The sequence below is a fragment of the Flavobacterium sp. RNTU_13 genome, assembly GCF_046614455.1.
Taxonomy (GTDB): Bacteria; Bacteroidota; Bacteroidia; order Flavobacteriales; family Flavobacteriaceae; genus Flavobacterium.
Window position 1 is genome coordinate 907,390 of sequence record NZ_JBKJHB010000001.1, and the last position, 16,923, is coordinate 924,312.

Sequence of the window (16,923 nt, forward strand, 5' to 3'; positions counted from 1 at the left end):
CACTTTAATTTTTATACCGATAAAAACTCCTGTACTATTTCCAGTTCTGTGCGGAACTGTAGCACTGAGTTGCCAAAAAGTTGTTGCATTTCCGCACGGAACGCAGGTGAATGTTCCCTGTAATATGTCTCCAGTTTTTCGCGGCTGTCTGCGGTATATTGTACAGAGTAGGTAGTACCGCCATGATGCTGTTCATCGCCCAGCACCTTTACAATTTTTATTTTGCTAAACATGCCGGTAGCCATAATTTCGGGTACGTGCTTGTCCATCATGTATTGTAGCCACTGTTCGTGTACAGTAGGTTCTACGGCACTGGTAACGTTGTATATTATCATTTTTATAAGGTGATTTGGTTATACGTTTATGCGGTTATTCGGAAAAATCAGGCTGTACTTTTATACAATCTGAAATCCTCTACAAAGATAGCGCAGTGCCGTTATGGGCGTGATAATTTTTTGGTAATTTTTTATAGGGTCAAAAGTCATAAATTCTAACCTCCTAACTCCTGTATTTCATCCGATGGTACAATGATATTAGAATAGCTATTATTGTCGAGCCAGATCATAGCGCGTGCTATTGTGGTAGTTGTTATGCTGCGGTACTTTTTAAGGCTGCCCACAAGCAGCGGGTTTATTACCTTAAACACTGCTGCTGCTATTTTTTCGCCCAGCCTGTTTTCACTACGCTTGGTGGTAATTAGTGAGGGCTGCATTATATGGGTATTGGTAATGCTTTTTTCTAAAACTGCTTCCTGCATTTGGCCTTTAGTCCGGTTGTAAAATATACTGCTGTTTTTATCGGCGCCCAGGGCAGAGATTACAATGTACGATGGTATGCCGTTTACCGCTGCAAGGGTTGCCGCCGCTACCGGTATGCCGTAATCAATTTTATAATAGGTTTCTTTATCTGGGGTTTTAGCTTTTGTAGTGCCTATGCAGCAAAAAACCACATCGCCCGTAAAGTCAGCCGCATGCTGCTCCAGGGCAAACAAGTCTATTATATACTCCTTTATTTTTGGGTGGCTGATACCCGAAGCTTTTCGCGAAAAAAGTTTTACGGTATTGTACCGGTTATCCTTTAATAACAATTGTAGTAGTTCGGTTCCTGTAGCGCCGGTGGCTCCTAATAATATAGCGGTTTTCGTCATTTTCTTCTGTTTTATGTGTATAGGTACAAGCCTCTTATGAAGAGAGAGCTGTGCTTTTGCATAAAGATACGGCATATAAACGGTACAGAATCTTCCTTTTACAGTAGTTTAAGTTTTGTGTAAACAGTGGGGCCAACTTCAGTGCACAAAAAAAACCACAGTATTACCTGTGGTTTTTATCATTACTTGGAAGCCTTTTCATTTTTCTCATTCTTGTCATTTTTCTCCGGCTTGGCTTCCTTTTTCTTGCTAAGTTTTTTAGCGAGTGCCTTTTTATCCTTTATACGTTTTAAGGCATCGTCCATATTGCTCAGCCAGTAGTTATTAAGCCCGCCGAGTTTCGCCTTTGTATAATACTCTGTTGCGGCATTATACATTTCGTACTTTTCATAAAGCATCCCGGTAAGGAAGTCTATGTAAGCCATGCCCATGCCCGGCACTTTTACTGCGGCTTCAATAATTTTATAAGCGTCGTCTAGCCTGTTAAGGTTAATAAGCATACAAATGTATTGCCCGTATACGGGCAGGTAATGCTTATCCAGGTACAACGTCATACGGTAGTAGTACTCAGCCTGCTTATAATCATCGAGTTGCTCCTCGTAAATCTGCCCCATTAAAAAGTGTGCCCCGGCGTGTTCATCGTCGGCCGCTATAACGTACTGAAGTTTTTCTATGCACTCATCTACATTAAAAGGGTAGTTATCCTTTGCCTGTATGTACATAACTTCGTGATTAGAAAGTCCCATATTGGTTATCTTTATGCGTTAATATAAATCACCACAAAGCAGGCGGGCCACCGTACACCGGTAAGGTAGTGTGCGGTTGGTTTACGCATTTATTGCAAGTTGCTCCTTGTTGTACCAGGTGCCGTGTACCCGCGTTCTGCTGTGGTTTTGTAAGAGTTGGTTCGTTGGTTTGCCCTCTCTCTTTTACCCCTTTTAAGGGAGATTTTCTTTATTTAATAATTGCGACATCGCTTACACTACCGTCGTGGCGCAGTAAATCGGCCCTATCAACGGTTCGTGAACTGCTCACTGCGACTGCCCACTATAAACCAAACTACCCCTTGTCCATCCTCACGATTTTCGGGGTAAAGGTTCCCAGCACGTCTACCAGTGCTGTTTGCTGCGCCATAACATCATGTATGTTTTTATAGGCCATAGGCGCTTCGTCTATGCTGGAGCCAATGAGTGTAACACCGTGGTGTGCCAATACCTTTTTTAGCTGGCTGTTGGTAATTTCGCGTTTGGCCTGCGTGCGCGAAAGTAGCCTGCCCGCCCCATGGCTAGCCGAGTTAATAGACTGAGCGTTACCCTTACCTTTTACAATAAAGCCGGGTGCCGTCATGCTGCCGGGTATAATGCCCAACACATCTTTTCCGGCGGGGGTAGCACCTTTGCGGTGCACTATAAGTTCCTGCCCGTTTACCATTTCTTTCCAGGCAAAGTTGTGGTGGTTTTCTACCATGGTAAGCGGGCGCGTACCCAGTGCCTTACTTATACGCCTATGAATATCATGGTGGCAAGCCGAAGCATAATCGCCGGCAAGGTTCATGGCAAGCCAATACTCCTGCCCGTTATGCGTATCAAGATCCAGCCATGCAAGATGGCGTGCCTCCTTAGGCAGCGGAGTTTGCTTCATGGCAAGGGTGGTGTACTCTTTGGCAATGTTCGCCCCAAGGCCCCGCGAACCGCTGTGCGACAGTAACCCTATATAACTGCCCGCAGGCAGGTTAAGGGTAGCATCTTTTTCGGTTATGGTTACTATGCCAAACTCCACAAAATGGTTACCACCCCCTGATGAGCCCAGCTGTTTCCACGCCTTATCTTTAAGGCGTTTTACAAACGGTATGTCGTTAAACTCACTACGGCTGAAAATAGCATGGTCTGCCGGGCTTCTGTGTACCTCACTCATCCCGAACTTGGTATGCTCGTGTAGCAGGTTTACATATTTATCCTTTGCACCTTCCAGGTAACTGGGGTCTATGTCGTATACGCTAAGGCACATACGGCATCCTATGTCTACCCCCACGCCATACGGTATCACCGCATTTTCGGTAGCCAGTACCCCTCCTATGGGCAGGCCATAGCCACCGTGACCATCGGGCATTAAGGCGCCGGCCTTGCTTATGGGCAACTTTAGTGCGGTGTACAGCTGGTCTTTTGCCTCCCGTGCTATGCCATCTTCGCCAAAAATCGCGTAGGGTGCACGCTGGGTGTTTAGCTGCCGGCTCTCGGTTTTTTTCGCTTCGAGTAATGCCTCGGCGGTGCGGCCCATTATACCGTCTCCCATATATTCAGTTGGGTTTGCCAATACTTCTTTAAGCAGGGCCAGTACCCTTTCTCTTGATTCCCGCTTGTGGAATTTCTTCATGTCGTCTAATGCAATGCTTATTGCCTTGTTTTGCGGAAATCCTATATCTATGAGGTGATTACCCCTTAATTTTAATTTTGCCATAATTTTTAATTTTTAGTCAGAAGCCCAGTGTCATTACCTGAAGCGGGCTTCCTGTATTTACTTGCCCGCAGCAGCAGGCGTAACTTTGCGCAGCGTATTCTGCTCTTTCAGTATTGAGTCTAACGAGCGGTTAAAATCCTCGGTTACCTGGTTTGCAGGTACAGCATTTTCGTATTGTGGCATGGCTGGCAGTGTTTTGTATTCTGTTGTTGATGGACCACCAAACCTGGAAATTACAAACACTATTTTTAATGCGAATAGTACCAATTTTACTATAGTTGCAATTTCGCCGCCATTGTCTGTGTTGCGTGCGTTTTGTGCTTGCTGCTGTGCCAGCCTGCGGTGTGCCATAAGCGCGTCTATACGCGGCTCTATTCGTGGCATTCCTGCCGCTTGGCCAACTGCAACTGCTGCAACCGCTGCAGCAACAGGGGCTTGTGGCGCATCGTAAGGCACGTACAAATCGCAGTCTATGGCTATACCGTTTAGCTTGGCCCATTTTTCTATGTGGTGCTCTGCCTCTAAAGACACATACTCGTTAAACCTGGCTTTCGCCTGCACTATACTATGTTCTTCTGTACGGTATTCCAGCGTGGCGAGGGTTTCATAGCCTTCTGTACCCTCGATAAATTTGCGTAGGGAAAAGATGGCAGTATCACCTGCAGCGCAGTCACCGTCATAATCGGCTACGCAGTGGCTCATTTCCACGCCCTCGTTGTAAAGCTCTTCAGAAGTTAGCAACTGCACTATACGAAAGATATCTTTATCTGAAATAACTTCATAGTCAGGTACTTGCAGCGCATCCCAGTCGCCCCCCATCTCGGCGGCAAGCCTTTTGGCCTTTTCAATTTCGTGCTCGCGTGCTGCTTTTACCAGTGCTGCCCAGCTTCGGCCTTTTAGCTTAAAACCGTTTGTTTCGGCGTACTTATCTGCCACGTAACCTGTTACCGATTCTATTTCGGCAAACTGTGCATCCCGTGCATTTTTTGCTACAAACTGTATAAACTTCGCCCGGAACGTATTGTCTTTTATGTCAGCAATATTTGCAGACCACGCTATGTTTTCAGCAAGCTTGTGCGTGGCACCGTAACCCAGTGCCTGCGCTCGCCGTATGGCCTGATCTACAGTGTACATATGGCCCGGCGTGTTCCTGAACTCATGCGCCATTTTGTGCGTAAACTTAGCGGGAAACGCACACAGGCTCAACACGCTATCGCCCCTGCCCAGCTGTATGTACCACAGCATGTGTACTATTTTGCTTTCGGCAAATACGTGCTCCATAAACTGGGGCACATCATAGGTTGTAAACAAATACCTGATAAGGCTTGCCAGTTGACCATCAGCGGTAAGGCTGTCTTTTGTCCAGTCTTCTATGGGGTGTACCGTTTTGTTGCCAAAGCGGCTTATGTTTGCCAATACATCTATATACGCCGGATTTCTAAGCACACCGTAGCATTTTTTATGGTACATAACGATAAGCAACCTATAAAAAGCTTCGCGTTTCCAGGTATGGTGTGCGGCGCTCATAGCTGCAAAATGGTTGTGTATGGTAGCTTCTATGCTTTGGCCTGCCATAGTGGCGCCCGGCGGATTGTGGTACAGTTGCTCTACCAACGCCGGAAAGCGTATTACAAAAGGCGTAAGCTGTGTGTTTAGTGTTTCCATGGCTTTTAGCGTTTTGGCAAACACCTGGTTTGGCTGGTTAAGGCTGCACTAAGTGATTGCCGGGTTTGTTGTTTTTTTAAACATTTATTTCTTTTTAGTCGAAAGTCCGGGGTCGAAAGTCGAATGCCGGAAAACCGATTGTTGTTTTGTTATTATTTTTTAATCCAAATTCAACGCTTGTTTTTTAGCGTTTTATGACTTACCTGTACACCTGACCAAATGAAATAAAAAAGCCCGGTCGTTAACGGGACCGGGCTGTTTACCTTTGTTAAGGTGTAATTCCTCCTTTCACAAGGGAATATGCGGTCCTGTGCCATAGCCGTTTTGCCCGAATAACTCAGGACGGCTTGCGTTTAGTATGTGTACAATGTGTTGTAGCATGTGCAAATAAAAAAGCCCCGAAACTTGCGTAACGGGGCCTGTATATATTGTTATTGAATATTTTTATCTATCCAAAATTTATTACACAATACCCCATCGCCGGTGCAAGTACTCTGCCTGCATCCTGTAGCTTTATGTTAGATATTGTGAAACTCATTTTTTTAATTTTTATCTTGTTGTTAAACGTGCTGCAAATGTATAGCATTTGTTTTTTATAATCCAAACAAAATCAGCTATTTGTAATTAGTCTATTTTTCGGTAAGAATTTTCAGCGTATTTTTTATAATAATATTTTTGTATTTAAATTGCTGATATACATTTAATTAACATGATTTGTAGATAATGCTGTCGCACAGCAGGTTTCTTCAGATTTTTTGTAAAATTTTCGTCGGGATGGTATAATTTTCCGGCGTATTTTTTGCCAAAAATAAAAAAACCCGGACAAAAGCCCGGGTTGCGTAGTGTGTTAAAAAAGTGTGTTAGTTTATGAATGTTTAGCTATTGTGCTTTTAATTCCGATAGGTGTGCCAGCATATCTGCGGTCATAGATTGCAGGCTAAAGTCGTGATTCCAGCCCCAGTCTGCGCGTGCGCTGCTGTCGTCTATGCTTTGCGGCCAGCTGTCGGCTATCTTTTGCCTAAAGTCGGGCTCATAGCTTATGGTAAATTCCGGCAGTTGCTGCTGTATGGCTGCGGTAATTTCCTTTGGCGTAAAATCCATGGCAGACAGGTTATAGCTGCTGCGTATTTTTATGTTTTCGGCCGGAGCCTTCATAATTTCTATAGTGGCGCGTATAGCATCGTCCATATACATCATAGGCAGGCGGGTATCTTCTGAAAGGAAACAGGTATAGCTGCCGTTTTCCAGTGCCTTGTGGTAAATGTCTACTGCATAATCAGTAGTACCACCTCCCGGAGGTGTGCTCCAGCTTATAAGGCCGGGGTAGCGTATACTGCGTACATCTACACCGTAAATGTTATGGTAGTATTCGCACCAGCGCTCACCGCTTTGCTTGCTTATGCCGTACACGGTACTGGGCTCCATAACGGTATACTGCGGCGTGTTTTGCTTAGGCGTTGTAGGGCCAAAAACCGCAATACTGCTGGGCCAGAATATCTTTTTAATCTTACCTGCTTTGGCCAAATTCAGTACGTGGAATAGCGAGTTCATATTAAGATCCCATGCGAAAGCGGGGTTTTTCTCTGCCGTGGCACTAAGCAGGGCTGCCATAAGGTACACATCGGTTACGCCATGTTTTTCTATGGTGTGCTCTATCTGGTTAAAATCCAGTGCGTTTACCACCTCAAACGGGCCTGAGCTTACAAACTCCGGATCGGTTTTGCGCACGTCAGACGCTATTACATTATTAGTGCCGTATTCTTCGCGTAGTTTTTTCGTCAGTTCGGTACCAATTTGCCCACAGGCGCCGATGATGAGTATTTTAGGCATTATAGCAGTGTTGTTTGTGATTACAAATATATACGTAATAAAATTACGAATTTTACTTTTTATGAGGGTAAATATAACATTTTTTTGAAATATTGTGATTGAAATTAATTCTAATTCGATTAATAATCAGTTTGAAATTACGAAGGCCTTTGCTCAAATTCAAAATATGATAGTGTCTGAAATCGTAAATTTTTCAGGAAAAGCGATTCTTCCTTTAACGGATTGATTTATGTTTTCTATCAAATGTTGTTCTGTATAATGAGCGTTTAATATTGTTCCATCTTCCAAAGACAGTTCCAAAAAGGGCTTCCCAATATATTTTGGCGGGGTTTCTCGCATTGCCTTTACTAGATCAAAGTTATACTTGGTATCAATGATAGTATCCCAATACACAGTGATTTTGCCATTTTTTGTTTTGTATGGAAACTCTACCCAACATTCGGGAGAATATGCAAAACCAAGAGTGTCTTTCTTATCTTGAAAAAAGTGTAAAGTAAGTGACTGTGATTCGCCCTTAAGTTCTACCCATCCCTTTTCGGCGGTGTCATTTGTAACTTCGTATATGTTTTTATAATAATTTTTATGATGGATTTTTTCTTCGTAGGCTATTGCCGGTTTTTTATTACAACTGATAAATAGTAGTGGTAACGCGAATAATATCTTGTAAATATTCATAGTATTCGTCATAACTTTATAAGGATAAATTTTTTCGCTTTGCGTAACGGTTTATAAAACTACATATTTATTAACTCCAAAGCCGCTTCATATGGCGTTTTCTTTTCTGCTAAAGCAATAAGCCAACCTAAAAAACTGATGACAAAAATATCCTCTTTAATGGCGGGATTCATCATTTTAACAATACCAGCTTTGAAATCAGGGTGGCGCGCTGTTTCGGGTTTTAGTATGCAGCGTTCTACAATCAGGGCAAATTCCATAACACGTTGCTCGTTTACCTGCTCCAGGTATTTTTTGTAGCGGCGTTTAAAGCTTTTTAGCCGGGCCAATGCCAGTTCCTCGTTTTCAAACTGTGCGTGCATTAGTATTTCCATAAGTGCTTTGCGAATGCTCCATAGCATGCCTAGCTTCTTTTCGTACCAGGCATCGGTATGGGTAAACTGTGCCATGTATTTCAGGGCGTTGCGGTTGCGCTGCTGCACAAGGAACATGGCTATGCACACACGCAGGTCGTTTACGTCTTCGGGAGCCGATTTTTTAGTGGCACTTTTCAGGGCCTTTTCCGCTATTGCCAAAGCCTCTGCGGGCTTGCCTGAAAAGTGCAGGTTCAATGCCAGCAGAAGTTGCTGCCTTAAATAAAACCGGCTGTGGTAGCGGCTGCCCTGCTTTTGCATAAGCGTGCTCATTTGGGCAAGGTAGTTTTGGCTTTCGGTAAAACGGTGGTTACGGAAGTTAATGTTTGCCAGGAAATAAATCACATAAATATGATAGTAGAGTTGGTTGTCGCCGCTTTCCTTTTTAGATTCAATAAACTCATAGCTGCGCTTAACAAAGGGTTCTACCAAGGTAAAGTTGTGGTTCATGGTGGCGTACTCGTTGGCTATAAACAGCATTTGGTAAAGCGATTTATACGTAAGCACCTCGTTTAGTGATACGCCCAGTTGCTTTACCGTGCCCAGCACCAGCGTACGGAAATCGACTACTTTGCCCTTCAGGTGAATGTCGTGCAATTCTTTTCGCAGTAAGGCGTAGCCTATGTTCAGCTGGGCTTCGCGCTGCATTTGAACGCTATTGGTTTGGTACTTTTTTACTAAGGCGTTTAAATCCTCGGTAGGGTTGAGGTGGGCATACTGAATGCGGGTAACGTAAATTTCGTTTAGCAGGCTAAATTGTTCCAGCGGAAGGGCGCGTGCTTCCGCTTTGGCCAGGCATTTAAACGCGGTCTTGGTAAGGTTATGTTCCAAAAAGAACCGGCTTACCACCAGCAGGCGCAGTACCTCGTGGGCTTCGCCGGTGGCATTTTCAAACGTACGGTTGGCCATAAACTGCACCAGGCTTTCGTGCAGCCTTTTTCGCAGGGCATGGTAGGCATCGTTATTATCTTGCCCTTTATATAATTTTTTTATGCCATCTATATCGTCAGTTTCTATAAGTTTAAACAACTTAACGTCTTTAGCATCGTTACGCTTGTTTTTATAGCGGAGGAATGCGCTAAACTCACGTTTATCATCCTCATTCATTAAAGAAACAATATCAGGTATGGCATTCATATAGGGTTGATTTTAGGGTATTCAAATGTAATGAAATTATAATTAAGTCGTCAGTTTTGTCTTTATGTTGACTTTTGGGCGGAGCATTTCCGGCGCATCTTTGCATCAGAAATAACAACAAAAACATTTTTAAAATTATGGAACCGCTAAGAACATTCGACGTAAACGAAACAACAACAACTTCTAAAAAGGACAACAACACAAACGGACGGAACCCTATGAAACCTACCGGGGCATTTATAGGGGCCTCATGGGCAGCACTGCTTGCCGGAGTAGTAGGATACTGCGTGGGTTTATGGAATGCCACCATGCAGCTTAACGAAAAAGGATACTACTTTACCATACTGCTGTTCGGGTTGTTTGCTGTAATATCGGTACAGAAAAGTGTAAGGGACAAAGCCGAAGGCCTGCCGGTAACTGACTTGTATTACGGCCTGAGCTGGTTTGCCACCGTAGCTTGTTTGGTGCTGCTGATAATAGGCTTATGGAACGCCGACCTGCTGCTGAGTGAAAAGGGCTTCTACGGAATGTCGTTTACGCTGAGTGTGTTTTCTGCAATAGCCGTACAAAAGAATACCCGCGATGCCCAACTTATAGCGGCTAAAGATATATAACGCTTAGCGGTGCCCTGTAGTTGCAGCAATGCGCTGCGGGGCTTTTTTACTTCTTTCCGATACTTAATAAACCCACCATTTTTTTATCTTTAACCAAAACCGCTATGCCATGGCTATACCAAAAAAAGACCTGGACGAGTTGCTCCGCGCAAACGTGATTACCCCCGAAACCGTTCGGGATATAGAGCAATACTACCTTACCAAAAAACAAGAGCAGAGCAATCCGTTGCTTGCAATATTTGCCGCCTTGGGCGGTATACTGGTGGGGCTGGGCATTATCCTTATTTTTGCCCACAACTGGGATAACTTCTCCCGGCAGGTAAAAACGTTGCTCGCGTTTACACCGCTGTTACTTTCGCAAGCATTTGCAGCGTACTGCATTATTAAAAACAAGAGCGTTGCCTTTAAAGAAACCGCCGCCGTACTGGTGTTTTTCTCGGTAGGGGCAAGCATATCTTTAGTGGCACAGATTTACAATATTAGCGGCGATTTCCCTAAATTCCTGCTTACATGGGCATTGCTGTGTGCACCGCTTATATACCTGCTGCGCAGTAATGCCGCCGTGGTGCTGCACATAATAATCGCGGTAGTATATGCCGTAAGTAAAGGGTGGTGGAGCTACCCGTATGAAGAACCCTACTGGTATCTTTCGCTGATAGCCATTGTGCTACCCTATTATTACAACCTGATAAAAGATGATGCAGAAGGGCGCATAACGCGTACCCTGCACATACTGATGCCCATAGCGTTTATGGTGGCAGCACATATGTTTTTCTCGCATACGGGCGATTTCTCGTTCCTGTTATTTGTGGTGTTTTACGGACTGCTGTACATGGCAGGCAAACTGCCGAAACTGGGCTGGGGGTACAAGTTTATAGGAATATGTGGTACTATGGTGCTGTTGTTTATGGGTTCTTTCCGCGTAGTATGGGAGGATATGGACACCGATAAAGTGCCCGGCGGTTATATAGCAGTTTTTGTGCTGATGCTTGCAGGTACATTGTTCTTTATAGGCAGAAACCTGAAGCAGAAAGATTTTGACCTGGCGCAGTTTTTACCGCTTTCAGTATTAGCTATGTATATGCTTTCGTTTGTGTCAAATGGCTTTGCCGCGGTGGTTACGAACCTCATTACACTGGGTGCCGGACTCTGGTACATAAAGCAGGGTATAGACAGGGTAAAGTACCTCACGGTAAATTTTGGCCTTGTTATTATAACCATCCTGGCTGGCTGCCGCTTTTTTGATACCGACCTTAGTTTTGTAATCCGTGGGCTGCTGTTTGTAGGGGTAGGTGCCGGCTTCTTCGTGGCCAACTATGCCGTAAGTAAACGCAAGCGACAAACCTTAAAAACACAACCTCATGAAAACTAAAATTTTATTAATAGCCTTTGCTGTAGTAGCACTGATACAGCTCGCCATACCGGGACAAATGGTATATGAAAACGAAATGGCCTATACCAAAGGCACCGAATATAAGTTTAAGACCAAACCCATCGACCCTACCGACCCGTTTAGGGGTAAGTACATTCGCTTGGATTTTGAACCTGATACTATAAGAGCCAAAGAATACCAGTTTGGCAATGACGAGAAAGTGTACGCGCTGCTGGGCAAAGACAAAGAAGGTTTTGCTACAGTGACTAAACTTCAAACCGATATACCACAAAAAGGGGACTACGTTTTAGTAGAATTAGGATATAATTATGATGGAATACAGCATTTTGATTACCCTTTTAACCGCTTTTACATGGAAGAAAGCAAGGCCTCCGATGCTGAAACGGTTTACCGCGAATATAGTAACAACGATAAGAATAAAGTTCCGGCGTATGCTGTGGTGTCTGTAAGGGGAGATGTTGCCGTAGTTAAAGATGTTATTGTAGGTGGTATGCCTATAAAAGAGTACGTAGAAAAGCACCGGAAGTAGTGCTTATAAAATATCAACTAAACACCCCGTAGCATATTTATGTTATGGGGTATTTAGTTTTTCAAAGCGTATATTTTGAGGTAGTTTTTGGCACAGGGATTTATTGACAATTTTGTCGCGCATCATTTTCTTTTTGTTGAAGTGGCGTGATATGTTCTGTACAATTTCGGTATAGTTATCAGAGCCATCTGCGCGCTGGTGGTAGAATACTTTTATCGATACGCAGTTAGTATGCTCAAAAATAGTGTTCAGCAATATCCTATCTGATAGCCCACATGAATGCCCCATAATATATACCTGAAAACTATCGCCATCTATAAAGTCCAGTACCTTTTTGTAATTTGAATTTTGAAGATATTGAAACGATTTTATGTACTTCAGGTATTCGTTATCGTTTTTTTCTTCTATTTGCTTGTAATGGTCATCCATTTCATCACCAAAGCCAAAATTTATTTTGTTGTTAGGGTCATTAAGGCGACCGTGGATTTGGATTTGATGAGAAGTTCCAAAATAAGCTATGTCATTATTTATTAGTTTAGCCAGATAATTTGACAAACTTTGCGTGTAGTTGAAATTCAAAAAATAGTTTGTGGTTTCACGACCTTTTTCAAATATAAAGTTTGTTACATCAGAACTTTCAAATGCTGATTTTAAAATCCTATTTCTTATACGTATTTCTGGTAGTTGAGCATTTGAAAATTCTTGAATATATCTCTTTTCTTGTTGATATTGAAATTTGTGGTTAAATATATCTGATATCTTAACAATATCAGTAGTATTTTCAAAGTTGTATTTGGCATCAACTTCTTCTTTCAAATATCTCTCCAACAAATTCTTTACCTGTTCAAACTCTTCATTGAGTTTCTTAACTTTAGTATTGTCATTTTCTTTCAAACAATCTTTTAGTAACCTGTAGTATTCGTTTTCAATATCTACCCAGTTTTGGATTGAATGATTTTTACAGATTAATTTAAAAAAATCACTTCTAAACTCAAAAATGGTATCAAGATTATTTTTTATTGCAGCAATTACCTGCTCACTGAATTTGTGCCCATTTGTTTTACAATATTCCTTAAGGTTTTTAACAAAGTCAGCAAAACAGGAGGTTTCATATTGAACGTAAATATAATTCATTTCATTTACGTACACTAATTTTTTTATGGACTCGTCTTTGTAAAAAAGTCTTAAATTACTCCAAAACCAATTTATAAAATCCCCATAAGATGTTGGTAATCCATGCGCAAGGTCAAAGCCGTTGCCTATAATAACAAGCTTGTTCATAGTAAGGTTGGTTTGGTATAAAAATAACTAATAATTGCTGCTGTTAATCTTCGGACATCAGACATCGGACTTTCAACCCCTAAACATGCACCACCTCGTCGTCTACCAGCAGCTCCTCGCGGCGGAAACGCAGCAGTATTTGGGCGGTAGCCACAACGTCTTTTTCGCAGTAGGTAACAATGCGGTCTATGTCTTTGGCTATGTAGTACACGTGCGCCACCTCGCTGCCGTCTATATCATCTTTAGGCGATGGTATGCCCAGTATCTTGGTAAGCAGTTTTAGCGAAGTGAAGCTTTTATAATCGCCAAATTTCCAAAGCTCCATGGTATCCAGGTGAGGTACTTCCCAGGGCTTTTTGCCAAAAAGGTTCAGCTTGCCGGGCAGGGGTACGCCGTTTATAATCATGCGGCGGGCTATGTAGGGTATATCAAACTCCTTGGCGTTATGCCCGCACAATATGTGCTGCGGCTGTCCGAAATGATTGTTTAACAAGTTGCTGAAATCACGTAGGATTTTTTCTTCTTCGCCAAAAAAAGAGGTTACCCTAAAGTGGCGCACATCATTACGAAAGGTAAAGAACCCCGCAGATATACACACAATTTTACCAAATTCGGCCCAAATACCGGCACGGTCATAAAAGTCTTCGGCCTCTATTTCGCCCTTGCGTTGGTAGGCTGTTTTTTGTGCAAACAAATCCTGTGTTTCATGGTCGAGCTGAAAGTAATGCTCATGTTCGGGTACCGTTTCTATATCAATGAAAAGGACATTTTCCAGCCGTATTTTTTCAAGCATTGTAAATATTGTTTTGACACGAATTAATTACACTAATCTACCCTAATGGGTATTATACCGATTGGTATAATTCGAGTCTTGAAAATTATTTCATTTTACGTTTGTTGCCTTCGCCTTCCCCGGGCTTCATTTTGCCCAGCATTTTATAGGCTTCGTCTACATATACATAAAAGTCGTTGCTATGCGGGTCGTAATTAGGTTCAGTCCTTTTGGTTTGATAACCCTTGGTGTGACCCAGCCTTACAATAACCAGGTTGTCTGCCGGTATGCAAATTACAAACTGCCCAAGGTGGCCGCGCATATAGTACATTTTTTTACCCATGTAGTTGTTTATCCACCAGCCGTACCCGTATTCCGGGCTTTTGGCAAAACGTGGTGTAACCATACGGGCTACATCGGCGCTGTCAAGCACTTTGGCAGTGTTCCACATTCCGTGGTGCAGGAATAATTTGCCAAAGCGTGCAAAATCACGGGCGTTGCTGCCCACACAACAGTAGGCTTTTTCTATGCCATCTTTTTTATCGAGCTGCCACAAGGCATCCTGCTCCATGCCCATAGGCTTCCAGAATTTATCCGATACATATTCGCTCAGCGTTTGCCCGGTAGCCTTTGTAACCACCATAGCCAGCAGTTCTGTAGCGCCGCTAACGTATACAAATTCTTTGCCCGGCTCTTTTACCACCGGTACATTCAGCATGGTTTGTTCCAGGTGGTTGCCAAAGTAGGCGCGTGTAGTAATGCTAAAGGCACTGCTGTATTCTTCATTCCAGTCCAGCCCCGTAGCCATAGAAGACAAGTCGCCCACGGTGAGTTTCGCGGCAAGCCCCTTTTTAAACTCCGGGAAAAAGTCACCCACTTTTTGATCCAGGCTTTTTATTTTACCTTCTTCAATAGCCTCAAACATAGCGGCAGAGGTTATGCTCTTAGCCATGCTGAACGAGTTGGTTTTGCTCTCCGGCCCGTAACCATCATAATAGCTTTCGTGCCAAATGCTGTCGTTCTTTATAATCAGGTAGGCTACCGTGCCCAATTCTTTGTTTACCTGCTCAAGCCTTTCAGTACCTTTAATGTTGTTGTAGTCTTTGGTATTAGCCCATGGTTGTGGCGTACCGTGGTGAATGGTACGGTTATCAAAATGGGTATAGTCATCCAGGTAGGCGGTGGTTTTGCCGTGCAGATACACCACACGTACGGCTTTTATAAGGTAATCTACATCAAATATGTACATGAGGGCTATAATAACAGCCACAGGCAGCACAAACCATTTGAGGAGTTTTTTCAGGAATTTCATAAAATGAGCGGTTTACTACGAATGTACAAATTATTTTGTACACCCCGCAAGGCGTGCTTTACTTAACGGAAATGTGGTAATGGCGGTGTAAGATTTAACTACTGCGCAGCCCGGTTAAGGTTATCTGATAGCTTTTGCACTTTAAAGGCATTGCCGTTAAAGAGTATACGGGTAGTGTCGTATTGGTTAGGCCTGCTGCTGTCGTTAAAGTCTATACCTTCTACAATAGTAAGCGTGTTAGACTGCCCGGCCACATCGCCCGGCCATATTTCTTTAAAATGGCGGTTGCTGTACCCGTCGCCGCTTTTAGCTGACCAGTATTCGTTAATGTAGCCAATGCTGCCGTCGTTGTTTAGTACGTAATAGCGCGATGTTTGCGTATAATCACAGGCCTGTGTGCCGTAATTTAGTTTAAAGATCAGCTTTTTATCGCCACCCAGCTCGTGGTAGCCCAGGGAGGTAACATAGGGTTCGCCTTCGCCTTTAAACGCGTCTTTAAACAGTAGCTTGCCGTCTTTTTTTACCTCCAGGTAGCCCGGGTTTTCAAAGCCAAATACATCTTCATCGTATTCGGTGTACCCATACCGGAAGGTAAGTCCCTCCAGGGTTTTTTCATGCGGAATAAGGCGGGCTTCGTTTTTTAGGGTTTCCTCGTCTACCGGTTTTTCATTTGCCTGTTTTTTTGCTTTTTCCGGGGCATGCGCATGCTGTGCCGGAGTTTTTTTAACCGGCAGCGCAGCCGTGTCTTCAGCCTTGGGGCTGTTACACGCTACAGAAAGCGATAGCAGGGCTAACAAAATACGTTTCATTTTTTCAGCACAGAAATTACGGGTATAAACTTACAAAAAAACCTGATTTTTGCATAGGGTAACGGTAGTTATTCGTTTGTAAAACCTACATTATATAAACGCCAAAGCAGCGCATTAAGTTTGCCTGTGCTGTAAAAAAATGAAAAAAGGTGGCGTGCATGCGCGTGTTACACCTCCACGTGAATATTGCTGCGGTTTTAGCCACAGAAACTTCTTATATTTACAGTTAGCCAACACCACAAAAGCGTATAAATGAGAAAAATCTATATTCCATTGTTATTACTGTTTATAATCGCGTGCGACCCCGGAGCAAAACTTTCGATAGACGACCCTACGGTAAAATACATATATGAGAATCCGAAAGATGATTTCTTTCCGGATATGCGGTTCGGTCCGGTTTCGGATACTGTGTACCTGGATGCTATGATAGACGATTGTGGCGAATGGGGTGGGCCAAAAGATCGTTTTGCACTTTACCAGGATACTATCGGAACATATAAGCTGAACTGCATAAGGCACAGTTTTAATTGCGACTCGCTACGGTACCTAAACGGTAAACCAAAACCATTAGAATACAACAAAACAATAGTATTAGGCCCAGCCGGAAAAAAAGCGGTGGCTGATTTGTTTAAAAACATTATGATGGGGAAAATTGCTCAAACTAAACTTGAATCTTACAGCAGCTTTGTTTTGCATAATACTGATTCTACACTGTTTGTAGAGGTTAGCGGTGTACGCTATGAACTTGAACAAAGCTATTACCGTTTTAAAAAAGAAATAGGCCTGCCCGAAAATAACAACCGGGCAAAATACGAACCCGAAATAGAGATACCACAATAGCTTGCCACGTACATACCGCAGTACATAGAGGCCGCCACCGGTTTTGCTA

General features: G+C 43.2%; 16 protein-coding genes. 4 read left to right on the plus strand and 12 right to left on the minus strand.

Annotation, left to right across the window (positions count from 1 at the left end; genetic code table 11):
• Positions 1-11 precede the first annotated feature (11 nt).
• From ACLI08_RS04065 to ACLI08_RS04100, 8 genes are all read right to left on the minus strand, one after another.
• Positions 12-335 (minus strand): DUF4286 family protein, encoded by a 324-nt coding sequence (locus tag ACLI08_RS04065; protein ID WP_411427179.1) that lies wholly within the window; start codon positions 333-335, stop codon positions 12-14.
• A 155-nt stretch (positions 336-490) separates the two neighbouring features.
• On the minus strand, positions 491-1,147 hold the full coding sequence (locus ACLI08_RS04070; RefSeq protein ID WP_411427180.1) for an NAD(P)H-binding protein: 657 nt from the start codon (positions 1,145-1,147) through the stop codon (positions 491-493).
• Between the two features lie 182 nt (positions 1,148-1,329).
• Positions 1,330-1,893 (minus strand): hypothetical protein, encoded by a 564-nt coding sequence (locus tag ACLI08_RS04075; RefSeq protein ID WP_411427181.1) that lies wholly within the window; start codon positions 1,891-1,893, stop codon positions 1,330-1,332.
• A 313-nt stretch (positions 1,894-2,206) separates the two neighbouring features.
• A complete protein-coding gene (locus tag ACLI08_RS04080; RefSeq protein ID WP_411427182.1) occupies positions 2,207-3,604 on the minus strand; it encodes an RtcB family protein in 1,398 nt (465 codons plus the stop codon).
• 57 nt (positions 3,605-3,661) lie between these two features.
• Complete coding sequence (locus ACLI08_RS04085) at positions 3,662-5,269, minus strand: PcfJ domain-containing protein (RefSeq protein WP_411427183.1); 1,608 nt, start codon at positions 5,267-5,269, stop codon at positions 3,662-3,664.
• A gap of 879 nt (positions 5,270-6,148) precedes the next feature.
• The gene (locus tag ACLI08_RS04090; protein ID WP_411427377.1) at positions 6,149-7,102 is read right to left on the minus strand and encodes an L-threonine 3-dehydrogenase; all 954 of its coding nucleotides are present in this window, start codon (positions 7,100-7,102) and stop codon (positions 6,149-6,151) included.
• Positions 7,103-7,258: 156 nt separating this feature from the next.
• The gene (locus ACLI08_RS04095) at positions 7,259-7,774 is read right to left on the minus strand and encodes a hypothetical protein (RefSeq protein WP_411427184.1); all 516 of its coding nucleotides are present in this window, start codon (positions 7,772-7,774) and stop codon (positions 7,259-7,261) included.
• Between the two features lie 59 nt (positions 7,775-7,833).
• Positions 7,834-9,324, minus strand: coding sequence for a hypothetical protein (locus tag ACLI08_RS04100; RefSeq protein WP_411427185.1), 1,491 nt, complete (start codon positions 9,322-9,324; stop codon positions 7,834-7,836).
• A gap of 137 nt (positions 9,325-9,461) precedes the next feature.
• Between ACLI08_RS04100 and yiaA the strand changes: the two genes are divergently transcribed.
• The 3 genes from yiaA to ACLI08_RS04115 all read left to right on the plus strand — a co-directional run bounded on the left by yiaA (position 9,462) and on the right by ACLI08_RS04115 (position 11,860).
• On the plus strand, positions 9,462-9,938 hold the full coding sequence (gene yiaA, locus ACLI08_RS04105) for an inner membrane protein YiaA (RefSeq protein ID WP_411427186.1): 477 nt from the start codon (positions 9,462-9,464) through the stop codon (positions 9,936-9,938).
• Positions 9,939-10,047: 109 nt separating this feature from the next.
• On the plus strand, positions 10,048-11,310 hold the full coding sequence (locus tag ACLI08_RS04110) for a DUF2157 domain-containing protein (protein ID WP_411427187.1): 1,263 nt from the start codon (positions 10,048-10,050) through the stop codon (positions 11,308-11,310).
• Positions 11,300-11,860: a GDYXXLXY domain-containing protein gene (locus ACLI08_RS04115; protein ID WP_411427188.1), complete on the plus strand. Its 561-nt coding sequence runs from the start codon at positions 11,300-11,302 to the stop codon at positions 11,858-11,860. Before ACLI08_RS04110 ends, ACLI08_RS04115 begins: the two co-directional genes overlap by 11 nt.
• A 42-nt stretch (positions 11,861-11,902) precedes the next feature.
• Here ACLI08_RS04115 and ACLI08_RS04120 read toward each other — a convergent pair whose 3' ends face one another.
• The 4 genes from ACLI08_RS04120 to ACLI08_RS04135 form a co-directional block, all read right to left on the minus strand.
• The gene (locus ACLI08_RS04120) at positions 11,903-13,141 is read right to left on the minus strand and encodes an AbiH family protein (protein ID WP_411427189.1); all 1,239 of its coding nucleotides are present in this window, start codon (positions 13,139-13,141) and stop codon (positions 11,903-11,905) included.
• 79 nt (positions 13,142-13,220) lie between these two features.
• Positions 13,221-13,934 (minus strand): 3'-5' exonuclease, encoded by a 714-nt coding sequence (locus ACLI08_RS04125; RefSeq protein ID WP_411427190.1) that lies wholly within the window; start codon positions 13,932-13,934, stop codon positions 13,221-13,223.
• An 85-nt stretch (positions 13,935-14,019) separates the two neighbouring features.
• Complete coding sequence (locus ACLI08_RS04130; RefSeq protein ID WP_411427191.1) at positions 14,020-15,225, minus strand: serine hydrolase domain-containing protein; 1,206 nt, start codon at positions 15,223-15,225, stop codon at positions 14,020-14,022.
• Between the two features lie 98 nt (positions 15,226-15,323).
• A complete protein-coding gene (locus ACLI08_RS04135; RefSeq protein WP_411427192.1) occupies positions 15,324-16,034 on the minus strand; it encodes a hypothetical protein in 711 nt (236 codons plus the stop codon).
• A gap of 252 nt (positions 16,035-16,286) precedes the next feature.
• Here ACLI08_RS04135 and ACLI08_RS04140 point away from each other — a divergent pair, with 252 nt between their 5' ends.
• Positions 16,287-16,874 carry a hypothetical protein gene (locus ACLI08_RS04140; RefSeq protein ID WP_411427193.1) on the plus strand — a complete coding sequence of 196 codons (588 nt, stop codon included), beginning with the start codon at positions 16,287-16,289 and terminating at the stop codon, positions 16,872-16,874.
• The last annotated feature ends 49 nt before the right edge of the window (positions 16,875-16,923 follow it).